General features: G+C 65.2%; 19 protein-coding genes and 1 tRNA gene. 17 read left to right on the top strand and 3 right to left on the bottom strand.

Annotated elements, in window-relative coordinates:
* Positions 1–200: 200 nt before the first annotated feature.
* The 9 genes from GTP44_RS19865 to GTP44_RS19825 all read left to right on the top strand — a co-directional run bounded on the left by GTP44_RS19865 (position 201) and on the right by GTP44_RS19825 (position 10644).
* Entirely contained in the window at positions 201–1283 is a 1083-nt protein-coding gene (locus GTP44_RS19865; protein ID WP_161020788.1) for a pilus assembly protein PilM, read from the top strand.
* Positions 1283–1885 carry a PilN domain-containing protein gene (locus GTP44_RS19860; protein WP_161020787.1) on the top strand — a complete coding sequence of 201 codons (603 nt, stop codon included), beginning with the start codon at positions 1283–1285 and terminating at the stop codon, positions 1883–1885. The genes GTP44_RS19865 and GTP44_RS19860 overlap by 1 nt, the downstream gene beginning before the upstream one ends.
* Positions 1885–2562 carry a type IV pilus inner membrane component PilO gene (locus GTP44_RS19855; protein ID WP_161020786.1) on the top strand — a complete coding sequence of 226 codons (678 nt, stop codon included), beginning with the start codon at positions 1885–1887 and terminating at the stop codon, positions 2560–2562. Before GTP44_RS19860 ends, GTP44_RS19855 begins: the two co-directional genes overlap by 1 nt.
* The gene (locus GTP44_RS19850; protein WP_160991288.1) at positions 2559–3095 is read left to right on the top strand and encodes a pilus assembly protein PilP; all 537 of its coding nucleotides are present in this window, start codon (positions 2559–2561) and stop codon (positions 3093–3095) included. Before GTP44_RS19855 ends, GTP44_RS19850 begins: the two co-directional genes overlap by 4 nt.
* Positions 3092–5266 (top strand): type IV pilus secretin PilQ, encoded by a 2175-nt coding sequence (locus GTP44_RS19845; protein WP_161020785.1) that lies wholly within the window; start codon positions 3092–3094, stop codon positions 5264–5266. The genes GTP44_RS19850 and GTP44_RS19845 overlap by 4 nt, the downstream gene beginning before the upstream one ends.
* 28 nt (positions 5267–5294) lie before the next feature.
* Entirely contained in the window at positions 5295–7469 is a 2175-nt protein-coding gene (locus GTP44_RS19840) for a beta strand repeat-containing protein (protein WP_161020784.1), read from the top strand.
* 12 nt (positions 7470–7481) lie between these two features.
* Positions 7482–9125 (top strand): bifunctional shikimate kinase/3-dehydroquinate synthase AroKB, encoded by a 1644-nt coding sequence (gene aroKB / locus GTP44_RS19835; RefSeq protein ID WP_161020783.1) that lies wholly within the window; start codon positions 7482–7484, stop codon positions 9123–9125.
* A gap of 5 nt (positions 9126–9130) precedes the next feature.
* Entirely contained in the window at positions 9131–10267 is a 1137-nt protein-coding gene (locus tag GTP44_RS19830) for a deoxyguanosinetriphosphate triphosphohydrolase (RefSeq protein WP_161020782.1), read from the top strand.
* A 113-nt stretch (positions 10268–10380) separates the two neighbouring features.
* Positions 10381–10644: a CCDC90 family protein gene (locus tag GTP44_RS19825; RefSeq protein WP_161020781.1), complete on the top strand. Its 264-nt coding sequence runs from the start codon at positions 10381–10383 to the stop codon at positions 10642–10644.
* Here GTP44_RS19825 and mutY read toward each other — a convergent pair.
* The 3 genes from mutY to mutM are packed head-to-tail and all read right to left on the bottom strand — an operon-like array spanning position 10641 to position 14581.
* A complete protein-coding gene (gene mutY, locus GTP44_RS19820; RefSeq protein WP_161020780.1) occupies positions 10641–11771 on the bottom strand; it encodes an A/G-specific adenine glycosylase in 1131 nt (376 codons plus the stop codon). The two genes, GTP44_RS19825 and mutY, sit on opposite strands and share 4 nt — an antisense overlap.
* A gap of 13 nt (positions 11772–11784) precedes the next feature.
* Positions 11785–13713: a dynamin family protein gene (locus GTP44_RS19815; protein WP_161020806.1), complete on the bottom strand. Its 1929-nt coding sequence runs from the start codon at positions 13711–13713 to the stop codon at positions 11785–11787.
* 34 nt (positions 13714–13747) lie between these two features.
* Entirely contained in the window at positions 13748–14581 is an 834-nt protein-coding gene (gene mutM / locus GTP44_RS19810; RefSeq protein ID WP_160991295.1) for a bifunctional DNA-formamidopyrimidine glycosylase/DNA-(apurinic or apyrimidinic site) lyase, read from the bottom strand.
* Between the two features lie 123 nt (positions 14582–14704).
* Between mutM and GTP44_RS19805 the strand changes: the two genes are divergently transcribed.
* From GTP44_RS19805 to GTP44_RS19770, 8 genes are all read left to right on the top strand, one after another.
* Positions 14705–16510 (top strand): tetratricopeptide repeat protein, encoded by a 1806-nt coding sequence (locus GTP44_RS19805; RefSeq protein ID WP_202424154.1) that lies wholly within the window; start codon positions 14705–14707, stop codon positions 16508–16510.
* The gene (locus tag GTP44_RS19800) at positions 16511–17119 is read left to right on the top strand and encodes an outer membrane lipoprotein LolB (RefSeq protein ID WP_161020779.1); all 609 of its coding nucleotides are present in this window, start codon (positions 16511–16513) and stop codon (positions 17117–17119) included.
* Between the two features lie 10 nt (positions 17120–17129).
* Positions 17130–18008 carry a 4-(cytidine 5'-diphospho)-2-C-methyl-D-erythritol kinase gene (gene ispE, locus GTP44_RS19795; RefSeq protein WP_161020778.1) on the top strand — a complete coding sequence of 293 codons (879 nt, stop codon included), beginning with the start codon at positions 17130–17132 and terminating at the stop codon, positions 18006–18008.
* An 85-nt stretch (positions 18009–18093) separates the two neighbouring features.
* Positions 18094–18170, top strand: a tRNA-Gln gene (locus GTP44_RS19790).
* A gap of 150 nt (positions 18171–18320) precedes the next feature.
* Positions 18321–19271 carry a ribose-phosphate pyrophosphokinase gene (locus GTP44_RS19785; RefSeq protein WP_154360328.1) on the top strand — a complete coding sequence of 317 codons (951 nt, stop codon included), beginning with the start codon at positions 18321–18323 and terminating at the stop codon, positions 19269–19271.
* A 134-nt stretch (positions 19272–19405) separates the two neighbouring features.
* The gene (locus GTP44_RS19780) at positions 19406–20008 is read left to right on the top strand and encodes a 50S ribosomal protein L25/general stress protein Ctc (protein ID WP_160991299.1); all 603 of its coding nucleotides are present in this window, start codon (positions 19406–19408) and stop codon (positions 20006–20008) included.
* A gap of 76 nt (positions 20009–20084) precedes the next feature.
* On the top strand, positions 20085–20666 hold the full coding sequence (gene pth, locus GTP44_RS19775; RefSeq protein WP_161020777.1) for an aminoacyl-tRNA hydrolase: 582 nt from the start codon (positions 20085–20087) through the stop codon (positions 20664–20666).
* A 9-nt stretch (positions 20667–20675) separates the two neighbouring features.
* The gene (locus GTP44_RS19770; RefSeq protein WP_161020776.1) at positions 20676–21929 is read left to right on the top strand and encodes an amidohydrolase; all 1254 of its coding nucleotides are present in this window, start codon (positions 20676–20678) and stop codon (positions 21927–21929) included.
* Positions 21930–22103 lie beyond the last annotated feature (174 nt).

The following is a 22103-nucleotide window of genomic DNA, read 5'->3' as shown; positions in this document are numbered from 1 at the left end:
GTGCCCAAGTGTGGTGAAACCCGCACACCGGCGCAATTGTGCACAATAGAAATACCTTTACACTTAAATTGCCGCGATTTAATGTACAGGCAGATATAAACCCTCTAAAACGCCGTTTTTAGCGAGTTTCCTTTTATGCAAACAGTTCCGATGCGAATGGGTTGCAGCACGGGTGGCCAGCAGGGCGCCGGAGGACTCGCATGATCGACCTGAAGCGCTTGCTGGGCCAGCGCCAGCCGCCATTGGTCGGCCTCGACATCTCCACCTCCAGCGTGCGGCTGGTGGAGCTGGTGGCGGCCGGCAAGGGCGCCGCTGGCTACCGGCTGGAGCGCTACGCCGCCGAGCCGCTGCCGCGCAACGCCGTCACCGACGGCAATATCGAGAATCTGGACCAGGTGGTCGACACCGTGCGCCGGGTGTGGAAGAAAAGCGGCACCCGCGCCCGCCACGCCGCGCTGGGCATGCCGCCCGCGTCGGTGATTACCAAGAAAATTATCCTGCCGGCCGGCATGTCGGAAGAGCAGCTGGAAATCCAGGTCGAGTCCGAGGCCAGCCAGTACATCCCGTTCGCGCTGGACGAGGTCAGCCTGGATTTCGACGTCATCGGCCCGGCCGCCAATGCCGCCGACGATATCGAGGTCATGCTGGCCGCCTCGCGCCGCGAGAAGGTCGAGGACCGGGTGGCGGTGGCCGAGGCCTCCGGCCTGAAGGCGACCGTGATGGACATCGAATCCTACGCCGCCCGCGCGGCGCTGGCGCGCGTGGTGGCGCAACAGCCGGATGGCGGCGCCGGCCGTCTCGTTGCGCTGTTCCAGATCGGCGCCCAGGTCACGCATATCTCGGTCTTGCTCGACGGCGCCGCCGTCTACGAGCGCGAGCAACCCTTCGGCGGTGACACACTGACCGAGGACATCGGACGCGCCTACAGCCTGTCCTTCGATGAAGCCGAGGCGCGCAAGAAGACCGGCGAGCTGCCGGCCAACTACCACGCCGAACTGCTGACGCCGTTTCTGGACAGTGCCGCGCTGGAAATCACCCGCGCCATCCAGTTCTTCTACACCTCCACCCCCTACAGCCGTGTTGATCAACTATTCCTGGCCGGCGGCTGCGCGCTGGTGCCCGGTCTGCTGGAGCTGGTGGCCAGCCGCACCCGCATCGCCAGCGCGGTCATCTCGCCGTTCGACGGCATGCAGATCGGTGCCTCGGTGCGCGCGGCGCAGTTGCGGCTGGAGGCGCCGGCCTATCTGGTGGCCTGCGGCCTGGCCTTGCGGAGGTTCGGCTGATGATCCGCATCAACCTGCTCCCGCACCGCGAGGAAACGCGCAAGCAGAAGCGACAGGCCTTCTACGCGCTGCTGGCGCTGGGCGGCGTGATCGGCGTCGGCGTCGTGCTGCTGGTGGGCGGCTACAACGCGCGCGCCATCGGCATTCAGGACGCCCGCAACCAGGAGCTGAAAACCGCCATCTCCGGCCTGGACAAAAAGATCGCCGAGATCGCCACGCTGAAGCAGGAAATCGAGGCGCTCAAGGCGCGCCAGCAGGCGGTCGAGGATTTGCAGGGCGACCGCAACCAGCCGGTCTACCTGCTCGATGAACTGGTCAAGCAGACGCCGCCCGGCGTCTACCTGAAGGCCTTCCGTCAGGACGGGCAGCGGGTCGCGGTCAACGGCTATGCGCAGTCGCAGGAGCGGGTGTCCGAGCTGTTGCGCAATCTGGCCGGCGTGTCGCCGTGGCTGGAACGGCCCGAGCTGATCGAAGTGAAGTCGACCGCGCTGGGGCAGGGCAAGACCGCCACCAAGGTGGTCGAGTTCAACCTGAATGTGATGATCAGGCGTTCGCGCGACCGCGACCAGCCCACCGCCGGCAAGCACGGGGAGCGCAGCTGATGGCATCTCTTGCGAACCGCAATCCCGGCCTGCGGCTGGACGCGCTGCGCGGCCAGTTCCTCGACCTCCACGGCCGCCATCCCGGCCAGTGGCCGCTGGCGCCGCGGGTGCTGTGCGCCGTCGGCGTGGCGGTGGCGGTGTGCGTGGCCGGCTACTTTGGCTACTGGAGCGCGCAGTTCGAGGAACAGGAGGCCGGCGCGCTGGCCGAAACCCGCTGGCGCGAAGAGTACAAGCTCAAGACCGCGCAGGCGATCAACCTGGACGCGTTGCGCGCACAAAAGGTCCAGGTCGACCGCTATGTCGAACGTCTGCAGAAGCAACTGCCCAGCAAGGCGGAGATGGCCTCGTTGCTGACCGACATCAACCAGGCCGGCGCCGGCCGCGGCTTGCAGTTCGACCTGTTCAAGCCGCAGCAGGTGGTGATCCGGGATTACTACGCCGAGCTGCCGATCGACATCAAGATCACCGGTCGCTACCACGACATCGGCGCCTTCACCGGCGACATCGCCAACCTGCCGCGCATCGTTACGCTCAACAACCTGGCGCTGTCCACCGGCAAGGACGGCACGCTGACGCTGGAGGCGGTGGCCAAGACCTTCCGCTACCTCGATCCGGAGGAAGTGGCGGCTCAGCGCAAGGCCGCCGCCGACAAGAAAAAGGCGGCGAAAAAATCATGAGAACGCCGACCGCCACCCTGGCCTTGCTGTTGCTGGCCGCCTGCGGCGACAGCGACGTGCAGGCCGTGCGCGCCTGGATGAAACAGGTGGACGCCAGCACGCAGGTGCGGGTGCCGCCGCTGGCCGAGCCCAAGACCTTCATCCCCTTCGCCTACGCCAGCCAGGAGCAGCCGGACCCGTTCACCCCCGACAAGCTGATGACCGAACTGGCGAGGCAGGGCGCGCGCGGCGGCGCCAACGGCATCCGTCCGGACACGCGGCGCCGCAAGGAACTGCTGGAAAGCTATCCGCTGGACACCATCCAGATGGTTGGCACCATCGAGAAAAGCGGCGTGATTTACGCTGTGCTGCAAGTCGACCGCGCCGTGCACCAGGTGGTCAAGGGGCAGCATCTGGGGCAGAACGACGGCCTCATCACCCACATCGGCGAGCACAGTGTCAGCATCAGGGAAATCGTCCAGGACGCCACCGGCGACTGGGTCGAACGCATGTCCCGGCTGGAACTGCAGGAAAGCAAGGAGACCTCCAAATGACCGCTCATCCCCTGGCCCGGCGGGCCTGGTCCGCCGCCGTTTGGGCCGCTTTGCTGGTCATGGCGCTCGCCGGGCAAGTGGCTGGCGGCGCGCGTGCCCAGCCAGCCGCGACCAACGCCATCGAATCGGTCACCGCCAGCCAGCAGGGCGCCAACGTCATCGTCAAGATCGCGCTGCGTGAGGCGCCACTGGCGCCGCCGATCAGCTTTGCCATCGCCAATCCGGCGCGCATCGCGCTGGACTTTGGCGCCACCGTCAACGCCACCGGCAATAACCTGCTGCAGCTCAACCTGGGCGAGCTGCGCGGTGTGAACCTGGTGCAGGCCGGCGAGCGCTCGCGGCTGGTGTTCAATCTGAAGCGCCCGCTGAACTACGCCACCGCCATCGACGGCAAGGCGGTGATCCTGACCATCGACGGCTCCGGCGGCGTGGCCACGGCGGTCGACGCCAGCGGGCTGCCCGTCGCGCGCGCGGCGCCGGCACCGGCCGGCCGGCCCGAGCTGCGCGATCTCGATTTCCGGCGCGGCGCCAACGGCGAGGGCCGGGTGGTGGTCGACCTGCCCAGCCAGCCGGTGGCGGTCGATGTGCGGCAGACGCCGACCGGCGTGGTGGTCGATTTTCTGCGCACGGCGATGCCGGAACGCCTGCGCCGCCGGCTGGACGTCGGCGACTTCGGCACGCCGGTGGCGCTGGTGACCACCGCGCCGCAGGGCGAGAACACGCGCCTGACCATCGAGGCGCGCGGCCTGTGGGAGCAGAGCGTCTATCAAAGCGACACGCAACTGGTGGTCGAGGTCAAGCCGCTCAAGGAAGATCCGAACAAGCTGACGCAAGGCTCGCAGGGTTATCGCGGCGAGAAGCTGTCCTTCAATTTCCAGAACGTGGAAGTGCGCGCGGCGTTGCAGGCGATCGCCGACATCTCCGGCCTCAACATCATCACCAGCGACAGCGTGGCCGGCAGCCTCACCTTGCGCCTGCGCGACGTCCCGTGGGACCAGGCGCTGGATGTGATCCTGCAAGCCAAAAGCCTGGACATGCGCAAGAACGGCACGGTGATCTGGATCGCGCCCAAGGAGGAATTGCTGACCAAGGAAAAGCTGGAGCTGGAACAACGCGCGCAGATCGCCGACCTGGAGCCGCTGAAGTCCGAGATCTTCCAGCTCAACTACCAGAAGGCCGAGGCCTTCAAGCTCGTGTTCGGGCTGGAGGGGGGCGACGCCCGCAACCGCATCCTGTCCAAGCGCGGCAGCGCCATCATCGAGCCGCGCACCAACCAGCTGTTCGTCACCGACATCGCCGCCAAGCTGGAGGACGTGCGCCGGCTGATCGCCAAGACCGACGTCGCCACCAGGCAGGTGCTGATCGAGGCGCGCATCGTCGAGGCCAGCGACACCTTCACCCGCAATCTTGGCGCCAAGCTGGGCTTTTCCGACATGCGCACCATCCGCGGCGGCGATGCCGGCTACCAGGTCGGCAATGGCAACACCCGCTTCGCCATCGGCGGTAACCTGACCGGCGTCGGCCAGACCACCGGCCAGGTGGCGGTCTCCGACAACAGCTACAACAACACCCAGTTCATCAATCTGCCGGCCGCCAACATCAACGGCGCGCAGGCCGGCAGCCTGGCGATCAGCCTGTTCTCGTCGGCGGCCAACCGCTTCCTCAACCTGGAACTGTCGGCGCTGGAGGAGGATGGCAAGGGCAAGATCATTTCCAGCCCGCGTGTGATCACCGCTGACAAGGCGGTGGCGCTGATCGAGCAGGGCATCGAGCTGCCCTACCAGGTGGCCACCAGCAGCGGCGCCACGTCGATCCAGTTCCGCAAGGCCAATCTGCGGCTGGAAGTGACGCCGCAGATCACGCCGGACGGCAATGTCGTCATCGATGTCGACGTCAACAAGGACAGCGTCGGCCAGGAAACCCGTTCCGGCTTCGCCATCGACACCAAGCACGTCAAGACCCAGGTGATGGTCGACAACGGCGGCACCGTGGTGCTGGGTGGTATCTATCAGCAAACCGAGCGCAACACCACCGACAAGGTCCCGCTGCTGGGCGATATCCCGGTGCTGGGCTACCTGTTCCGCAGCAACCGACGCACCAACGACAAGACCGAGCTGCTGGTCTTTATCACACCGAAGATCGTGACGGAGCGCCAGTCGACGGCGCGCTGACTGCACTTATTCTGGAGGGAGGCGCTTGATGAACAACTTCAAGGGATGGCTGGCGACGCTGGCCTGTGCGGGTCTGTTGGCGGCCTGCGGCGGTGGCGGCGGTTCGCCCGGCGCCACCAGCAATGGCGCGACGCCGTCCAAGGCCGCCACGGTGACGCTGACGGCCAGCGCCGCCACCATCGCCTCGTCCGGCCTGGACGGCACCGAGGTGACGCTGACCGCCATCGTCAAGGACGCCGGCGGCAATGCGCTGGCCAACGAGACGGTCAGTTTCAGCGCCAGTTCCGGCACCATCAGCAGCAGCAACCGGGTGACCAACAGCGCCGGCCAGGTGGTGGAAAAGCTCAGCGTCAAGGGTGACGCGTCGCAGCGCGACATCAGCATCACCGCCAGCGCCGGCAGCGCCAGGTCCAACAGTGTCACCGTCAAGGTGGTGAGCGCCGTGCCGACGCTGACGCTAACCAGCGACAAGGGCACGCTGGCCTCGGCCGGCATCGCCGGCAACGAGGTGGTGGTGACGGCGCTGGTGCGCGATGCCAACAACACCGTGATGCCGGGCGTGACCGTGAGCCTCGGCACCGACGCCGGCAGCCTGACGCTGACCAACCGCGTCACCGGCGCCACCGGCATCGTCACCGAGCGGCTCGGCACCGGCGGCGACCCGACCACGCGCGCCATTCGCGTCACCGCCAGCGTGCCGGGGGCCAACCCGGCGAGCATCGTGGTCAACGTCAGCGGCAACCGCTTGACGGTCAACACCATCCCCACCGTCAACATCGGCTCCACCACCGACGTCACCGTCAAGCTGGTGGACTCGGCCGGCAACGCGCTGGGCAACCGGCCGGTCACCTTCAGTTCCAACGCCAACGCGCTGACGGTCAAGGGCGGCGGCGCGGCGATCACCGACGCCGGCGGCCAGCTGGTGCTGAGCTACGCCGCTTCCGGCGGTACGGCCGACGTGATCGCCGTGCGCGCCATGGGCGAGATCGCTTCGACCGGCCTGACCATCAATTCCTCGGCTTTCGCGGTGCGGGTGCTGAATGGCGCCGGCAATGTGATCGGTTCGGCCGCCATCGGCGGTTGCCAGCAGGTGGCGGTGACCAGCGCGCCGGGCGCCAGCGTCGCCCTCAGCACCTCGCGCGGCACGGTGTACAGCGACGCCGCCTGCGGCGTGCCGCTGGTCGGCGCGCTGAGCCTGTCCGGCGGCGCCGCCAGCGCCTATCTGAACGCCACCGGCCCCGGCGTGGCCACGCTGACCGCCAGCGCCGGCGGCCAGACCGCGCAGACCCAGCTGGAATTCGTGGCGCCGGTAACGCCGCAGTCGACCATCACGCTGCAGGCCGATCCGGCGGTGGTCGCCGCCAACACGGCCGGCAGCACCAGCCAGCAGGCGACGCTGCGCGCCATCGTGCGCGACGGCACGGCGCAGAACAACCTGGTCAAGAACGCCGCCGTGGTGTTCTCCATCATCGCCGATCCGAGCGGTGGCGCGCTGACGCAGCCGTCCGAGGTGCTGACCGTCGCCGATGGCGCCGCCACCACCAGCTTCGTCGCCGGCACCGCGTCCACCGCCACCGACGGCGTGCAGATCCGCGCGCAACTGAAAGACGTGCCGGGCGCCACCGCGATCGCGCGCCTGACGGTGGCGCAGAAGTCGCTGTTCATCAGCGCCGGCACCGGCAACACCATCGGCACGCCGAGCGCGGCCACCTACCAGGCCGACTACGTGGTGATCGTCACCGACGCCGCCGGCAACGCCGTGCCCGGCGTGAACGTGACCGCCTCGGTGCTGCCGGTGTCGTACTACAAGGGTGTCATGGACTACACGCCGCCGGGGCCGTGGGCGCCGGTGATCGCCGCCCGCTGCGACAACGAGGACAGCAACAACAACGGCATTCTCGACCCCGGCGAGGACCTCAACGGCAACGGCACGCTGCAGCCGGGCATCCCGGTCACGGTCACGTCGGCGGCCACCACCGACGCCGGCGGCCGCGCCGTGGTGTCGCTGGTGTATCCGCGCGACCGCGCCAACTGGCTGGATGTGAACCTGACGATCCGCGGCCAGGCCAGCGGCACCGAGTCCCGCTACACCTCTCTGGTACACTTGATGGGATTAAGCACCGATTACTCTACACAGAACGTCAACCCGCCGGGGAAGACGAGTCCTTACGGGGTGTCGACTCAGTGCAGTAACCCGTTATAAGTTGGATCGTGCATGCAAAATGTGTTTTTAGTCGGCCTGATGGGGGCGGGAAAAACCACCATCGGCCGCATCCTGGCGCGCAAGCTGGGGCTGAACTTTATAGATTCCGATCATGAGATCGAGGCGCGCACCGGCGCCTCGATCCCGTGGATCTTTGAAATCGAGGGCGAGGCGAGCTTCCGCCGGCGCGAGGCCGAGGTCATCCGCGATTTGACCGGTCAGCAGGGCATCGTGCTGGCCACCGGCGGCGGCGCCATCCTGAACGCCGACAACCGCGCCTTTCTGAAGGCGCGCGGCACCGTCATCTACCTGCGCGCCTCGGTCAACAGCATTCTGCAGCGCACCGCGCACGACAAGAACCGGCCGCTGCTGCAAACCGCCGATCCGCGCAAGAAGCTCGAAGAGTTGATGGTGGTGCGCGATCCCTTGTACCTGGAAATCGCCGATCTGGTCATCGATACCGGCCGTCCTAACGTACAATCGATGGTTCAGACCATTTTGAACCAGATGGAAACGCGCGCCTGCGAGGCCGCACCCAACTGTTCCACTCACGCCGAACCATCGATGAACGAACAATCCAACATTCTGTTAAACGTAGACCTGGGCGAGCGCAGCTACCCGATTTCCATCGGTCCGGCGTTGCTGCAAGACAGCGCCGCGCTGGCGCGCCATGTGCACGGCAGCAAGGTCGCCATCGTCAGCAACACCACCGTGGCGCCGCTGTACCTGGAGCGGGTCGAGGCCGGCTTGCGCAATGCCGGCAAGCAAGTGACCACCGTGATCCTGCCGGACGGCGAGGCGTTCAAGAATTGGTCCAGCCTGATGCGGATCTTCGATGCGCTGCTGGAAAACAAGGCCGACCGCAAGACCACGCTGATCGCGCTCGGCGGCGGCGTCATCGGCGACCTGACCGGCTACGCCGCCGCCAGCTATATGCGCGGCGTCGACTTCATCCAGGTGCCGACCACCTTGCTGTCGCAGGTGGATTCGTCGGTGGGTGGCAAGACCGGCATCAACCATCCGCTGGGCAAGAACATGATCGGCGCCTTCTACCAGCCGCGCGCGGTGATCGCCGACACCTCGACGCTGGAAACCTTGCCGGCGCGCGAGCTGTCGGCCGGCCTGGCCGAGGTGATCAAGTACGGCGCGGTGATCGATCTGGCGTTCTTCGAGTGGATCGAAGCGAATATTGAAAAACTGATGGCGCGCGATAAGGGCGCGCTGGCGTATGCGATCGCCCGTTCGTGCGAAATCAAGGCCGACGTGGTGCGGCAGGACGAGCGCGAGGGCGGCCTGCGCGCCATCCTCAACTTCGGCCACACTTTCGGCCACGCGATCGAGGCCGGCATGGGCTATGGCGCCTGGCTGCACGGCGAGGCGGTCGGCTGCGGCATGGTGATGGCGGCCGATCTGTCGCACCGCATGGGCCTGATCGATGCCGAGACCGTGGCGCGCGTGCGCAAGCTGATCGCCGCCGCCGGCCTGCCGGTCAAAGCGCCGGACCTGGGCGTGGACCAGTGGCTGGAGGCGATGGAGGTCGACAAGAAGAACGAGGGCGGCGCCATCAAGTTCATCCTGATGCATCCGCTGGGGGCGCCGAAGATCAGCAACGCGCCGCACCAGCTGCTGCTGGCCACGCTGGCCGCCTGCGTGTAAGCGGCATGGCGCCGGAAGACTACCTCGCCCCGTATGCCGCCCACTCCGAGGGCGGCCGCGGCCGTCTTCACGCGGAGACGGCGCATGCGTCGCGCAGCCAGTTCCAGCGCGACCGCGACCGCATCATTCACTCGTCGGCCTTCCGCCGGCTGGAGTACAAGACGCAGGTGTTCCTCAATCACGAGGGCGACCTGTTCCGCACCCGGCTGACGCACAGCCTGGAGGTGGCGCAGATCGGCCGCTCGCTGGCGCGCAACCTGCGGTTGAACGAGGATCTGGTGGAGGCGATTTCGCTGGCGCATGATCTGGGCCACACGCCGTTCGGCCATGTCGGCCAGGACGTGCTCAACGAGTGCATGCATGATTACGGCGGCTTCGAGCACAACCTGCAAAGCCTGCGCGTGGTCGATGAACTGGAAGAGCACTACGGCGCGTGGAACGGCCTGAACCTGATGTTCGAGACGCGCGAGGGCATCCTCAAGCACTGCTCGCTGAACAATGCCAAGCTGCTGGGGCCGGTGGCGCAGCGCTTCATCGACCGCACCCAGCCGTCGCTGGAGGCGCAGCTGACCAATCTGGCCGACGAGATCGCCTACAACAGCCACGACATCGATGACGGCCTGCGTTCCGGCCTGATCACCATCGAGCAGCTGGAGCAGGTGGACTTTTTTGCCCGGCTGTGGCGCGATGTGCAGCAGGCTTATCCCGGCTTGTCGGGCCGCCGGGCGATCTATGAAACGCTGCGCCGCCTGATCACCGCGCTGGCGGACGATCTGATCGTCACGTCGAGCGCGCGCATCGCCGAGGCGGCGCCGCAACATATCGACGACGTGCGCGCGGCGCCGCCGCTGATCCGCTTCTCGGACGGCATGCGCAAGGACGCGACCGAGCTCAAGCGCTTCCTGTACGCCAATCTGTACCGTCACTACAAGGTCAACCGCATGCGGGTGAAAGCCAGCCGCATCGTGCGCGAACTGTTCGACAGCTTCATGGCCGAGCCGGTGTTGCTGCCGCCGGATTACCAGGAGCCGTCGGGCGACATCCACAAGCAGGCGCGCAAGATCGCCGACTACATCGCCGGCATGACCGACCGCTACGCCATCCGCGAACACCGCCGCCTGTTCTCGCTGGACGAGCTCTGATCCGTCTCAACCTCCGCCAGCGTTCAGCTTGACCTGCCTCCATGCGCGGCCGATGATGGAGTAGGCCCTATCGCGCTGGCGATAGCCCGTTATTTCTCTTGAGGTGACGCATCATGGATGAGCATATCGGTGAACGGGTCTGCACACTGGAAACGGACGTTGCCGTCATCCATTCCAATTACGTGCGCAGGGATGAATTTGCGGACTTGCGTACCGAAGTGCGCGTTGGCTTCGCCCAGGTGGATGCCAGGATCGAGACCGGCATCGCAAAACTGGATGCCCAAATCGATAAATCGACAGCCACCTTGCTCAAGTGGCTGTTCGCCTCGCAATTGAGCGTGGCTGCGCTGGTGCTGGCGGCCATCAAATACCTTTAGAACATGCGCTGCTGCGCCGCGCTTCGATTGCCCAGCAGTTCCAGCAGCAGCTTCTTCACCGGCGCCGGCAGCGCGGCGTCGGGGAGGGCGGCGGCGTCGAGCCAGACGTGGTGGCTCTGCGCGGCCAGCATCTGCCGGCGCGCCAGCGTGATCCGGTAGGGCGCGATGTGCAGCTTGTAGTGCGTGAACCCATGCGTCACCGTCGACAGCCGCTCGTATGACTCCATCTCGCCAAACCGGCTCACCGCCAGCGCCAACGCGTCGTGATCCGCGGCCGGCGCCGCGTCCTCCCCGGTCGCCATATGGCCGTCCAATTCCGGCAGCGACAGCAGCCCACCCCAGATGCCGCTCGGCGGACGCTGCTCCAGCAGCACCTGCCCGTCATCGACGATCGCCAGCATCACCGCATGCCTTTCCGGCGTGGCCTTCTTCGGCTTGCGCACTGGCAGATCCTTGGTGCGGCTGGTGGCAAAGGCCACGCAGCGCGGCTGCATCGGACAGCGCTCGCACGACGGGCTGCTGCGCGTGCACAGCGTCGCCCCCATGTCCATCAAGCCCTGCGTGTACGCCTCGATGCCTTCCTCCGGCAACAGCGCCTCGGCCCGGCGCCACATCGCTTCCTCGGTCTTCCGCTCGCCCGGATAGGTGTCGATGCCGAACACCCGCGCAAACACGCGCTTGACGTTGCCATCCATGATGGCGGCGCGCCGACCACTGGAAAACGCCGCGATCGCCGCCGCCGTCGAACGGCCGATGCCCGGTAGTTCCGCCAGCAGCACGGGATCGGACGGAAACACGCCGTCATACTCCGCCGCCACCCGCTGCGCGCACTTGTGCAGATTGCGCGCCCGCGTGTAGTAGCCGAGGCCGCTCCACTGCGCCATCACGTCCTCGACCGGCGCGGCGGCCAGGTCGCGCAGCGTGGGGAAGCGTTCCAGGAAACGCGCGTAATAGCCCAGCACCGCGGATACCTGCGTCTGCTGCAACATGATTTCCGACAGCCACACCAGATAGGCGTCGCGGGTGTTTTGCCACGGCAGCGTGTGGCGCCCGTGGATTTTTTGCCAGCCGATCAGATCGGCCGAGAACGTGGGATCGGCAAAATTCTCTACTGCTACAACTTTCATTCTTTTCCTAAATCTAGGCGGCGGCGTCCAGCGCCACCAACTCCGCATCGATGGCGATGCGGATCGCATCGGCCAATTCATTCAAACGGGCCTTCTGCGCTTCCAGCTCGCGCTGGCTGCGTTCGAAGGCTTCTATCTTTTGCTCCAGGCTGTCGGTGGCGTCGTGAATGCGCTGGATCGACGCCTGCCGTTGCTTCAGCTGATCCTTGTGCTGGCGGATCTGCGCCTCCAGCGGCGCCATGATCACCTTCAGCCACGCCTCCGCGTCGTTGTTGGCCGACTTGAAGCAGCCGCGCACGCGCGAGGCGATGGTGTCGAAGAATTTCTCCATCAGCGTCACGCGGCTGGTGGTGATCAGCGTGGCGGTGCCGAAGGTCTTGTAATAAATCGCCTCGATGGCGGCCAGTTCCTCGCGGTAGCGCGCCAGCGAAAACGGCATCGGCAGCGCCAAGGTCAGCCCATGCTCGGTCGCAAAGCGGCGATACATCACGCCCATCATCTCGGCGATCTCGCCGGTTTTTCGCTCGGCCGCGTCGAGGTTGGCGCGGGTGCGCTCGAAGTAGCCGCGCACCGCGTCGCGCACGCCGAGGAAGAAGCGGCCACGCTGCATTTCCTCGCGCACCAGTTCGATATTGTCGCGCACGATGTCCATGCCCATGCTGGTGTACAGCTCGGTCGAAAGGCGCGTGAACACCGCGCGCGTGGCCTGCAGCTTGAACAGGCTGGCGTCGAACTCGCGCTTCTCGACGTCGATGCGGCGCATCATGTGCGCGATGACGTTCTGGTTCTTGCCGCGCAGGCTGCGCAGCTCGTGCAACTGTTCGACGATGCCGCGCGCCCGCGTGTTCAGCATGCCCACCTGCGCCGTGGTCAGCGCCTGCAATTCCTCGCGCAACTGCTTGCGCACGATGTGCTGCTTGGCCGGAATCAGCTCGTTGAACAGCGCGTCCTCCAGCGCGTGCAGGCGGCTGCGCGCCTGCAACGCGATATCCTGGTTGATCTTGCCCACCAGCGCCTTCTGCGCCGACACCGGAAACACCGCGCCCGGCTCCAGCGACAGCATGTGCGCCACATTGGCCTGCTGCCGTGCGATCTCGGCGTTGACATCGTCCTCGCTGCGCAGCTCGTCCCACATGCTGTCGATCTTGTTCAGCACCACCAGCCGGCCGGCGCCGGCGCCGATGTGGTTGCGCCAGACTTCGATATCGCTCCGGGTCACGCCGGTGTCGGCGGCCAGGATGAACAGCACCGCGTGTGCGTTCGGAATCAGGTTCAGCGTCAGTTCCGGCTCGGTGCCGATGGCGTTCAGGCCCGGCGTGTCGAGGATCACCAGCCCCTGTTTCAGCAGCGGATGCGGGAAGTTGATGATCGCATGGCGCCACAGTGAAATCTCCACCATGCCGTGCTCGTCCAGCGTGGCCGGCAGGTCGGGATCGTCCTCGTCGTACAGGCCGTAGCGCTTGGCTTCCTCGACCGTCACCTGGCGCGTCTTGCTGACCTGCTTGAAGGCCTCGTGCATTTCGGCGCCGGCGTCCAGGTTCAGCGGCAGCACGGTCCACGCCGCCGGCTGGTCGCGGTAGTCGCCGGTGGACAGGTTGTCGGCCCGCGTCTCGATCGGCAGCAGCCGGATCGATGGCGCCAGACGCGCGTCCCATTGCAGCTCGGTCGGGCACATGGTGGTGCGGCCGGCCGCCGACGGCAGGATGCGCTGGCCGTACTCGGCAAAGAAGATGGCGTTGATCAGTTCGGATTTGCCGCGCGAGAATTCGGCCACGAAGGCCACCGACAGCTTGTCGTCCTCCAGCCGCGCCAGGGTGCGCACGATGCGCTGCAGGGGGGCGGCATCGGCCAGGGAAGCCGCCGTCATCCACGTCTGATAGTTCTTCAGCGCGGTGACCACGCCCTGCCGCCAGGCGCTGTACTGTTCAAAATCCCTGACCATCATTTGCCGGCCCTTATCCCTTATGTTTGGCAACTCATTTCTGACAATTGACGCAATAGAAAGTGGAGCGCTGGCCTTGCTTGATCTGGCGTATCGGCGCCGCGCACACGCGGCAGGGCACGCCAGCCCGATCATAGACGAAATACGTCTGCTGGAAATAGCCGGACTGTCCGTTGACGCTAATAAAATCGCGCAGCGTGCTGCCGCCCTGGATGATGGCTTCGGCCAGGATCTCGCGCACCGCCTGCGCCAGCTTCTCGTAGCGCGCCAGGCTGATGCGCTTGGCCGGCGTCTTCGGATTGATGCCTGCGCGGAACAGGGATTCCGATGCGTAAATATTGCCCACGCCGACCACGATATCGCCCGCCAGCAGCACCTGCTTGACCGGCGCGCTGCGCTGCCGCGTCTGATCGTACAGCAATTTGCCGCTGAAGCCGGATTCCAATGGTTCGACGCCCAGCTCGCGCAGCAGCACGTGGTGCTCCAGTTCGCCGTCGGCGGCGTCATGCCACAGCACCGCGCCGAAGCGGCGCGGGTCTTTCATGCGCAGCACCTGCGGGCCGTTCGTTCCCTCGACCTCCAGGTCGAAATGGTCGTGCTTTTCCGGCGCCAGGCCGGGCGCCATTACCCGCAGGTGGCCGGACATGCCGAGGTGGATGATCAATGTGCCGTGCTCGAAATGCACCAGCAGGTACTTGCCGCGACGCCCGGTGCGCAGCACCTTGCGCCCGGCCAGAAGCTGCGGCAGCGCCGGCGGGAAGGGCCAGCGCAGGCCTGCGCGGCGCAGCACCACGTTGCGCACGATACGGTCTTCGATATGGGGCGCGACGCCGCGCCGGGTCACTTCTACTTCTGGTAATTCTGGCATCTGTGTCGTCTGGGTGAGTGGGCAAATCTGGCTGTGGCGGAATATTTGGTTACACTAGTCAAACTCCGCCCGTGCTGCGATCGGCGTAGAATCTGACCGTACTTTGCTGACCAGGAACCGCTCTTGAAAAATGCTTTCGCCATTGTAACCCTCTCTGCCTTGCTGTCGGCGTGCGCTACGGCGCCGCAGAAGCCGGACGCGCCCGCCGCCGAGTCGCGGCCCGCCACGCCTGCCGCGCCGGCTTCGCCGTCCGATGCGACCGACGCCGACGCCGCCGCCCCGGCGCCGGCGCCGTCCGACGAGCCGCTGCCGAACACCGAGCTGACGGGCGACCTGCTGTTCCGCATCACCAAGGCCGAGCTGGAATTCAAGCAAGGCAACTGGCAAGGCCCGTACATCACCATGATGGCGCTGGCCCAGCAGACCCGCGATCCGCGTCTGGCGCGCCGCGCCGCCGAAATGGCGCTGACCGCCAAGCAGCCGGAAGAGGGCCTGGCGGCGATCCGCCTGTGGCGCGCGCTGGCGCCGGACTCGGACGAGGCGACGCAGTTGTTCCTCGGTTTCGCCGTCACCGCCGACGATTTGAGTGAAGCGGAAGCCCTGTTCGAGCAGCGCCTGAAAAAGGCGCAGCCATCCGCGCGGCCGATGGTGATGTTCCAGATGCAGCAAATGCTGCTGCGCGCCAAGGACAAGAATGCCGCCTTCACGCTGCAGGAGCGCGTGCTGATGCCGTATGACGCGATGCTGGAGCCGCATCTGATTCTGGCGCAGGGCGCTTTCGGTCTGGGCGACCAGGCCCGCGCCCGCGCGGAGGCCGCCAAGGCCCTGGCGATCAAACCGGACTCCGAGCTGGCCGCGCTGACCAGCGCCCAGGTGTCCGGCGACATCGATAGCGCCGTCAAGCAGCTGCAAGGCTTCCTGGCCACCTACCCGAAAGCCAGCGAGGTGCGCGCCGCCTACGGCCGCATCCTGGCCGACAACAAGCAGCCGGATGCGGCGCGCAAGCAATTCGAACTGCTGCTGAAGGACCAGCCGGACAATATCGCCACGTTGTACGCGCTGGGCGTGATCGCCATGCAGGCCAACGACCTGCCGGGCGCCGAGAAGTATTTCAGCCGTTTCGTCAGCGTGTTGCAGGACCATCCGAACGACGAGCGCGATCCGTCGAAGGTGCTGCACATCCTGGCGCAGATCGCCGAGCAGCGCGGCGATCTGGACGCGGCCTACAAGTGGCTGGAAAAGATCGACCAGAGCGACGAAAAGATTTACCTGGCCGCCCGCATGAAAATGGCCGTAATGACCGCCCGCAAAGGCAATCTGGACGAGGCCCGCAAGCAGCTGGAGGAACTGAAGCCGTCCGATCCTGACGACCAGGCGCAAGTGTTCCAGACCGACGCCCAACTGCTGCGCGACGCCGGCGACCACCGTGCCGCCTACATCGTGCTGGAGAACGCCATCAAGCGCTATCCCGGCCAGCCCGACCTGCTGTACGACTTCGCGCTGGTGGCGGAAAAGCTGGGCGAGGTGGATCTGATGGAAAAAACGTTGCGCCAGGTGATGATCGCCGCGCCGGACAACCAGCACGCCTACAACGCGCTGGGCTACTCGCTGGCCGAGCGCAACGAGCGTCTGCCGGAAGCCTATGCGCTGATCGACAAGGCGCTGCAGATGGCGCCGGGCGACCCCTTTATCATGGACAGCATGGGCTGGGTGCAGTTCCGGATGGGCAACCTGAACGAAGCGGAATCCTACCTGCGCCGCGCCTACGCCGTGCGCAACGATCCCGAGATCGCCGTCCACCTCGGCGAAGTGCTGTTCGCCAAGGGCGATGTCGCCGGCGCGCAAAAGCTGTGGAAAGAAGCCCACAGCAAAGATCCTAAAAACGACGCGCTGAAAAGCACCCTGGCGCGCCTGAACCAAAGCCTATAAATGATAAGACCACTACTGATCGCCGCCGCCATCGCCACGCTGGCCACGCTGTCCGGCTGCGCCACCACCGCCTCGGCGCCGCGCTCCAGCGCCGCCGTCGCGGCCTACCAGGACAATATCGAACTGGCCGGCGGCATCTTCATCAGCTATACCCGCGACGGCAAGCGCGAGCCGCTGAACGGCAGCTTCACCTGGCGGCAGACGAAGAGCACGACCGACGTCAGCCTGATCTCGCCGACCGGGCAAACGGTGGCGGTCATCAACGTCACGCCGCGCGCGGCCACGCTGACCGAAGGCGGCAAGCGGCCGCAAACCGCGCCCGACCTCGATACGCTGACCGCGCAAACGCTGGGCTGGACACTGCCGGTCTCCGGCTTGCGCGACTGGCTGCAAGGCTACGCCACCGACCGCGACGGCAAGCGCTTCGTCGCCTCGCCGGCCAACGACAATGTCATCACCCGCGACGGCTGGAAGCTGGAGTATGTCAGTTGGCAGGATGAGACCGCCGCCGTGCCGCGGCCGAAGCGCATCGACGCCACCCGCATCGTGCTGGGCGAGGCGGTCGATGACATGCAGATCCGCATCGTCATACGCCCGCAGCAACAGTAAAATGCCGGCCATGACCGAACTGAAAAATTGCCCGGCCCCGGCCAAGCTTAATCTCTTCCTGCATGTCAACGGCCGCCGTGCCGATGGCTACCACTTGCTGCAGACCGTGTTCCAGATCCTCGACCACGGCGACACGCTGCACTTTACGCTGCGCGACGACAGTGCGCTGCGCCGCGTGACCGACCTGCCCGGCGTGCCGGAGCAGAGCGATCTGATCATCCGCGCCGCCCGGCTGTTGCAAGCCGAGGTGCTGCGCCGCACCGGCGCCTTGCCGCGCGGCGTCGATATCGCCATCGACAAGGTGCTGCCGATGGGTGGCGGCGTCGGCGGCGGCTCGTCCGACGCCGCCACCACGCTGATGGCCTTGAACCGGCTGTGGAATGCCGGCCTGAACAAGCAGGAGCTGATGGACCTGGGCCTGCCGCTGGGCGCCGACATCCCCTTCTTCATCTTCGGCGAGACCGCCTTTGCCGAAGGCGTGGGCGAGACGCTGCAGCCGGTGAGCGCGCCGGAATGTTGGTATGTGGTTATCGAACCCGGCGTGATGGTGCCCACCGCCGCAATTTTTGGTTCAGAACATTTGACAAGGAGCACGCCGGTCGTTAATATAACGGACTTTTCCAGCCACTCCATCACGTTGGGGTTTGGAAGGAACGACTTGCAACAGGTAGCCACGAAGTTATTCCCGCAGGTAGCGGAAGCGGTAGAATGGCTCGGTGCTTACGGTGATGCCAGGATGACTGGCTCAGGTGCATGTGTGTTCAGTGCGGTAGCAACCGAGGCGGACGCCGACGCGGTACTTGCAAAAGTGCCGGCGCGGTGGCAGGCCTGGAAAGCCAAAGCATTGCACCGGCATCCGCTGAATGAAATACTCGGCGCGCGGTTGTAGGGCAAAAGTAAGGCAAAAAAAGATTTTGCGAAGCGTGAAAAAGCCAGTATAATGCTGGCCTGTAACGACAAGCAGTCAGTTGCGTAGGGGAATCGCCAAGCTGGTTAAGGCACTGGATTTTGATTCCAGCATACCAAGGTTCGAATCCTTGTTCCCCTGCCATTCGTTTGTATCTGGAACCGTCGAGGCGCGTGTCTCCGGCCAGGTAGGGCAAAAAGTGAGGCGCGTGATGCGCCTCATTCCTTTTATTTCAGTGCCGCGCTGCTTGTGCTGGCTCTTCAAAGAATCTTCTACAACTTCTCTGGAATCCCCATGGCTTACGAAAACCTGATGGTTTTTACCGGTAACGCTAATCCCGCGTTGGCAGAAGGAGTTGCAAAAAATCTCGGTATCCCCCTCGGCAAGGCCAACGTTTCGAAATTCTCGGACGGCGAGGTGATGGTGGAGATTAACGAAAACGTCCGCGGTAAAGACGTCTTCGTACTGCAATCGACCTGCGCGCCAACCAACGACAACCTGATGGAACTGATCCTGATGGTGGACGCCCTGAAACGCGCCTCCGCTGGCCGTATCACCGCCGCCATCCCTTACTTCGGTTACGCCCGTCAAGACCGCCGCCCACGTTCGGCGCGCGTCGCGATCTCGGCCAAGGTGGTCGCCAACATGCTGGAAGAAGCCGGCGTCGAGCGCGTCCTGATCATGGATCTGCACGCGGACCAGATTCAGGGCTTCTTCGATATCCCGGTCGACAATATTTACGCTTCGCCAATTCTGCTGGGCGACCTGCAGAAGAAGCACAATGAAGACCTGCTGGTCGTGTCGCCGGACGTCGGCGGCGTGGTCCGCGCGCGCGCGCTGGCGAAACGCCTGGGCTGCGACCTGGCCATCATCGACAAGCGCCGTCCGAAAGCCAACGTTTCCGAAGTGATGAACATCATCGGTGACGTCGAGGGCCGCAACTGCGTGATCATGGATGACATGGTCGACACCGCCGGCACGCTGGTCAAGGCCGCCGAAGTGCTGAAAGAGCGCGGCGCCAAGAAAGTGGTGGCGTATTGCACCCACGCGGTGCTGTCCGGTCCGGCAATCGACCGCATCAACAGCTCGTCGCTGGACGAACTGGTGGTGACCGACACGATTCCGCTGTCCGACGCCGCCAAGCAATGCGCCAAGATCCGTCAACTGACGTGCGCGCCGCTGCTGGCAGAGACCTTCAAACGCATCATCAAGGGCGATTCCGTGATCTCCCTGTTCGTCGACTAAGTCGTCGCGACACCCCAGTTTTTCAGGCGGCGCGCCCGGTTTGATGCCAGGCGCGCCGTTTTTCCCGAAGCGCGCCTGGTCGCGGGGCGCTTCATCACACGGGGCGCGAGCCCTGTTATTTATTGGAGTTTCACATGAAAGTTGTTGCATTCAAACGCGAATTGCAAGGTTCCGGAGCGAGCCGCCGCCTGCGTAATTCGGGTCAAACCCCTGGCATCATCTACGGTGGCACCGAAGCCCCGGTAGCGATCGCCCTGGACCACAACGCGCTGTACCACGCGCTGAAAAAAGAAGCGTTCCACTCGTCGATCCTGGACCTGGAAATCGACGGCAAGGCACAGAAAGTGCTGTTGCGCGACTTCCAGATGCACGCATTCAAACAACTGGTGCTGCACGCTGACTTCCAGCGCGTTGACGCGAACAAGAAGATCCACGTGAAAGTGGCGCTGCACTTCGTGAACGCCGACGTTTCGCCAGCGGTCAAGCTGCACGGCGCGACCATCAGCCACGTTGCCAACGAACTGGACATCGAATGCCTGCCGGCCGACCTGCCAGAATTCGTCACCGTCGACCTGACCAACGTTGATGTGGGCCACTCGGTGCACGTTGCCGACCTGGTCCTGCCAAAAGGCGTGACCGCTGTTACCCACGGCAACAACCTGACCATCGCTACCGCATCGGTACCGGCTGGCCACGTTGCCGCTGAAGCTGCCGCCACCGAAGAAGCCAAGAAGTAATTCTTGATTTCTCTGAAGAAAACCCGCCTCCGGCGGGTTTTTTTTTGCCATAATTGTTTTATTTGCCTGTTTCCCCATGCCTATCCGTCTCATCGTTGGTCTCGGCAATCCCGGTCCCGAATACGAACCAACCCGCCACAACGCCGGCTTCTGGCTGGTGGACAACCTCGCCAACGACACAGGCGCGCGCCTGCAGCGCGAAACCAAGTACAACGCCCTGTTCGCCAAGGCCAGCATCGCCGGCCAGGAAGTGTATCTGCTGGAACCGCTGACTTTTATGAACCGTTCCGGCCAGTCGGTCGGCGCCTTGTGCCGCTTCTTCAAGATCGGCGCCGATGAAGTGCTGGTCGTCCACGACGAGCTGGACCTGATGCCCGGCGTCGCCCGCCTGAAGAAAGGCGGTTCCTCGGGCGGCCACAACGGCCTGAAGGACATCACCGCCGCGCTCGGCACACAAGACTACTGGCGCCTGCGCCTCGGCATCGGCCACCCGCGCACGCTGAACCTGGCGCAGCAGGTCGCCGACTTCGTGCTGCATCGGCCGCGCCGCGAGGACCAGGAACTGATCGAGCGGGCGATCGACAAATCGCTGCTGATCCTGCCGCAGATGATCCAGGGCGAATTCGCCGCCGCCACCACCAAGCTGCACACCGACTGAAAGGACGTGATGAAACTCTTACCGATCATTGCATTGCTGGCCGCTGCCGCCGGCGCCCAGGCGCAGGATGCCGGCACCGTCATCAACGGCATCTACCCGCAGCTGGACGCGGTCTACAAAGACTTGCACGCCCACCCGGAAATCGCCTTCCAGGAAACCCGCACCGCCGCCCGGCTGGCCGCGGAAATGCGCAAGATCGGTTTTGAGGTCACGGAAAAAGTCGGCAAGACCGGCGTGGTGGCCCTCTACAAAAACGGTCCCGGCCCGCTGGTGCTGGTGCGCACCGAGATGGACGGCCTGCCGATGGACGAAAAATCCGGCCTGCCCTACGCCAGCAAGAACGGCGCCGCCCACAGCTGCGGCCACGACGTTCACATGACCGCCTGGCTGGGGGCGGCGCGCACGCTGGTCACGCTCAAGTCGCAATGGCGGGGCACGCTGATGTTCATCGGCCAGCCGGCCGAGGAAACCGTCGCCGGCGCCAAGGCCATGCTGGACGACGGCCTGTTCAAGCGCTTCGGCAAGCCGGACTACGCCTTCGCGCTGCACTCGTGGCCGCTGGCCTATGGCACCATCGGCTACAACAGCGGAGCGGTGTCGTCGAACTCCGACGCGATCGAGATCACCTTCAAAGGCCGTGGCGGGCACGGCTCGGCGCCGGACAAGGCGCTGGACCCGATCGCCATCGCCGCGCGCTTCGTGGTGGACGTGCAGACCGTGATCAGCCGCGAAAAAGATCCGAAGGAATTCGGTGTGGTGACGATCGGCGCCATCCACGGCGGCACGGTCGGCAACATCATCCCGGACACGGTGAAAGTGCGCGGCACGATCCGCAGCTACAGCCCGGCGGTGCGTGAGAAGCTGTTGGCCGGCGTGCGCCGCGTCGCCAACGCCGCCGCCGCGATGGCCGACGCGCCGGCGCCGGACGTCGAGCTGATTGCCGGCGGCGCCGCCATCGACAACGACGACGCGCTGGTCACCCGCACCGAGGGCGTGCTGAAAAAAGCCTTCGGCGACGCCAACGTCGCGCGGATGCCGGCGATGACCGCCAGCGAAGATTTCTCGCAATACATCAATCAGGGCGTGCCGGGCATGTTCTTCTTCACCGGCGTGTACGCCCCGGACGTGGTGGCCGCAGCGGACAAGGGCGGCAAGCCGGTCGCCTTCAACCACTCGCCGTACTACGCCCCGGTGCCCGAACCCTCCATCAAAACCGCCGCGCAAGCGATGACGCTGGCCGTCATGAACGTGATGAGCAAGTAAAAAAAACCGGTGTCAGGTCTGACATTCGCACACGGGCTCAACTGCGTAGCAGTTGAGCCCGTGTGCGAATGTCAGACCTCGTATATTGAACCTACCGCGCCATCGCCGGATAATGTGGAGGTGGCAACGGTCAGGCAGGGTGACGCCGACCAGACTTTGGGTAGTTGAACCCGT

The sequence above is a fragment of the Duganella lactea genome, from assembly GCF_009857505.1.
Taxonomy (GTDB): domain Bacteria; phylum Pseudomonadota; class Gammaproteobacteria; order Burkholderiales; family Burkholderiaceae_D; genus Rugamonas; species Rugamonas lactea.
This window is presented reverse-complemented; position numbering and strand designations above follow the sequence as displayed.

Excerpts from the sequence above, each read along its gene's own strand:
- GTP44_RS19865 (WP_161020788.1), top strand. The coding sequence starts at position 201 with ATGATCGACCTGAAGCGCTTGCTGGGCCAGCGCCAGCCGCCATTGGTC.
- mutY (WP_161020780.1), bottom strand. The coding sequence starts at position 11,771 with ATGAAAGTTGTAGCAGTAGAGAATTTTGCCGATCCCACGTTCTCGGCC.
- GTP44_RS19780 (WP_160991299.1), top strand. The coding sequence starts at position 19,406 with ATGAAAGTTGTTGCATTCAAACGCGAATTGCAAGGTTCCGGAGCGAGC.
- GTP44_RS19840 (WP_161020784.1), top strand. The coding sequence starts at position 5,295 with ATGAACAACTTCAAGGGATGGCTGGCGACGCTGGCCTGTGCGGGTCTG.
- GTP44_RS19860 (WP_161020787.1), top strand. The coding sequence starts at position 1,283 with ATGATCCGCATCAACCTGCTCCCGCACCGCGAGGAAACGCGCAAGCAG.
- GTP44_RS19800 (WP_161020779.1), top strand. The coding sequence starts at position 16,511 with ATGATAAGACCACTACTGATCGCCGCCGCCATCGCCACGCTGGCCACG.
- pth (WP_161020777.1), top strand. The coding sequence starts at position 20,085 with ATGCCTATCCGTCTCATCGTTGGTCTCGGCAATCCCGGTCCCGAATAC.
- GTP44_RS19785 (WP_154360328.1), top strand. The coding sequence starts at position 18,321 with ATGGCTTACGAAAACCTGATGGTTTTTACCGGTAACGCTAATCCCGCG.
- GTP44_RS19830 (WP_161020782.1), top strand. The coding sequence starts at position 9,131 with ATGGCGCCGGAAGACTACCTCGCCCCGTATGCCGCCCACTCCGAGGGC.
- GTP44_RS19855 (WP_161020786.1), top strand. The coding sequence starts at position 1,885 with ATGGCATCTCTTGCGAACCGCAATCCCGGCCTGCGGCTGGACGCGCTG.
- aroKB (WP_161020783.1), top strand. The coding sequence starts at position 7,482 with ATGCAAAATGTGTTTTTAGTCGGCCTGATGGGGGCGGGAAAAACCACC.
- GTP44_RS19815 (WP_161020806.1), bottom strand. The coding sequence starts at position 13,713 with ATGGTCAGGGATTTTGAACAGTACAGCGCCTGGCGGCAGGGCGTGGTC.
- GTP44_RS19845 (WP_161020785.1), top strand. The coding sequence starts at position 3,092 with ATGACCGCTCATCCCCTGGCCCGGCGGGCCTGGTCCGCCGCCGTTTGG.
- mutM (WP_160991295.1), bottom strand. The coding sequence starts at position 14,581 with ATGCCAGAATTACCAGAAGTAGAAGTGACCCGGCGCGGCGTCGCGCCC.
- ispE (WP_161020778.1), top strand. The coding sequence starts at position 17,130 with ATGACCGAACTGAAAAATTGCCCGGCCCCGGCCAAGCTTAATCTCTTC.
- GTP44_RS19770 (WP_161020776.1), top strand. The coding sequence starts at position 20,676 with ATGAAACTCTTACCGATCATTGCATTGCTGGCCGCTGCCGCCGGCGCC.
- GTP44_RS19850 (WP_160991288.1), top strand. The coding sequence starts at position 2,559 with ATGAGAACGCCGACCGCCACCCTGGCCTTGCTGTTGCTGGCCGCCTGC.
- GTP44_RS19825 (WP_161020781.1), top strand. The coding sequence starts at position 10,381 with ATGGATGAGCATATCGGTGAACGGGTCTGCACACTGGAAACGGACGTT.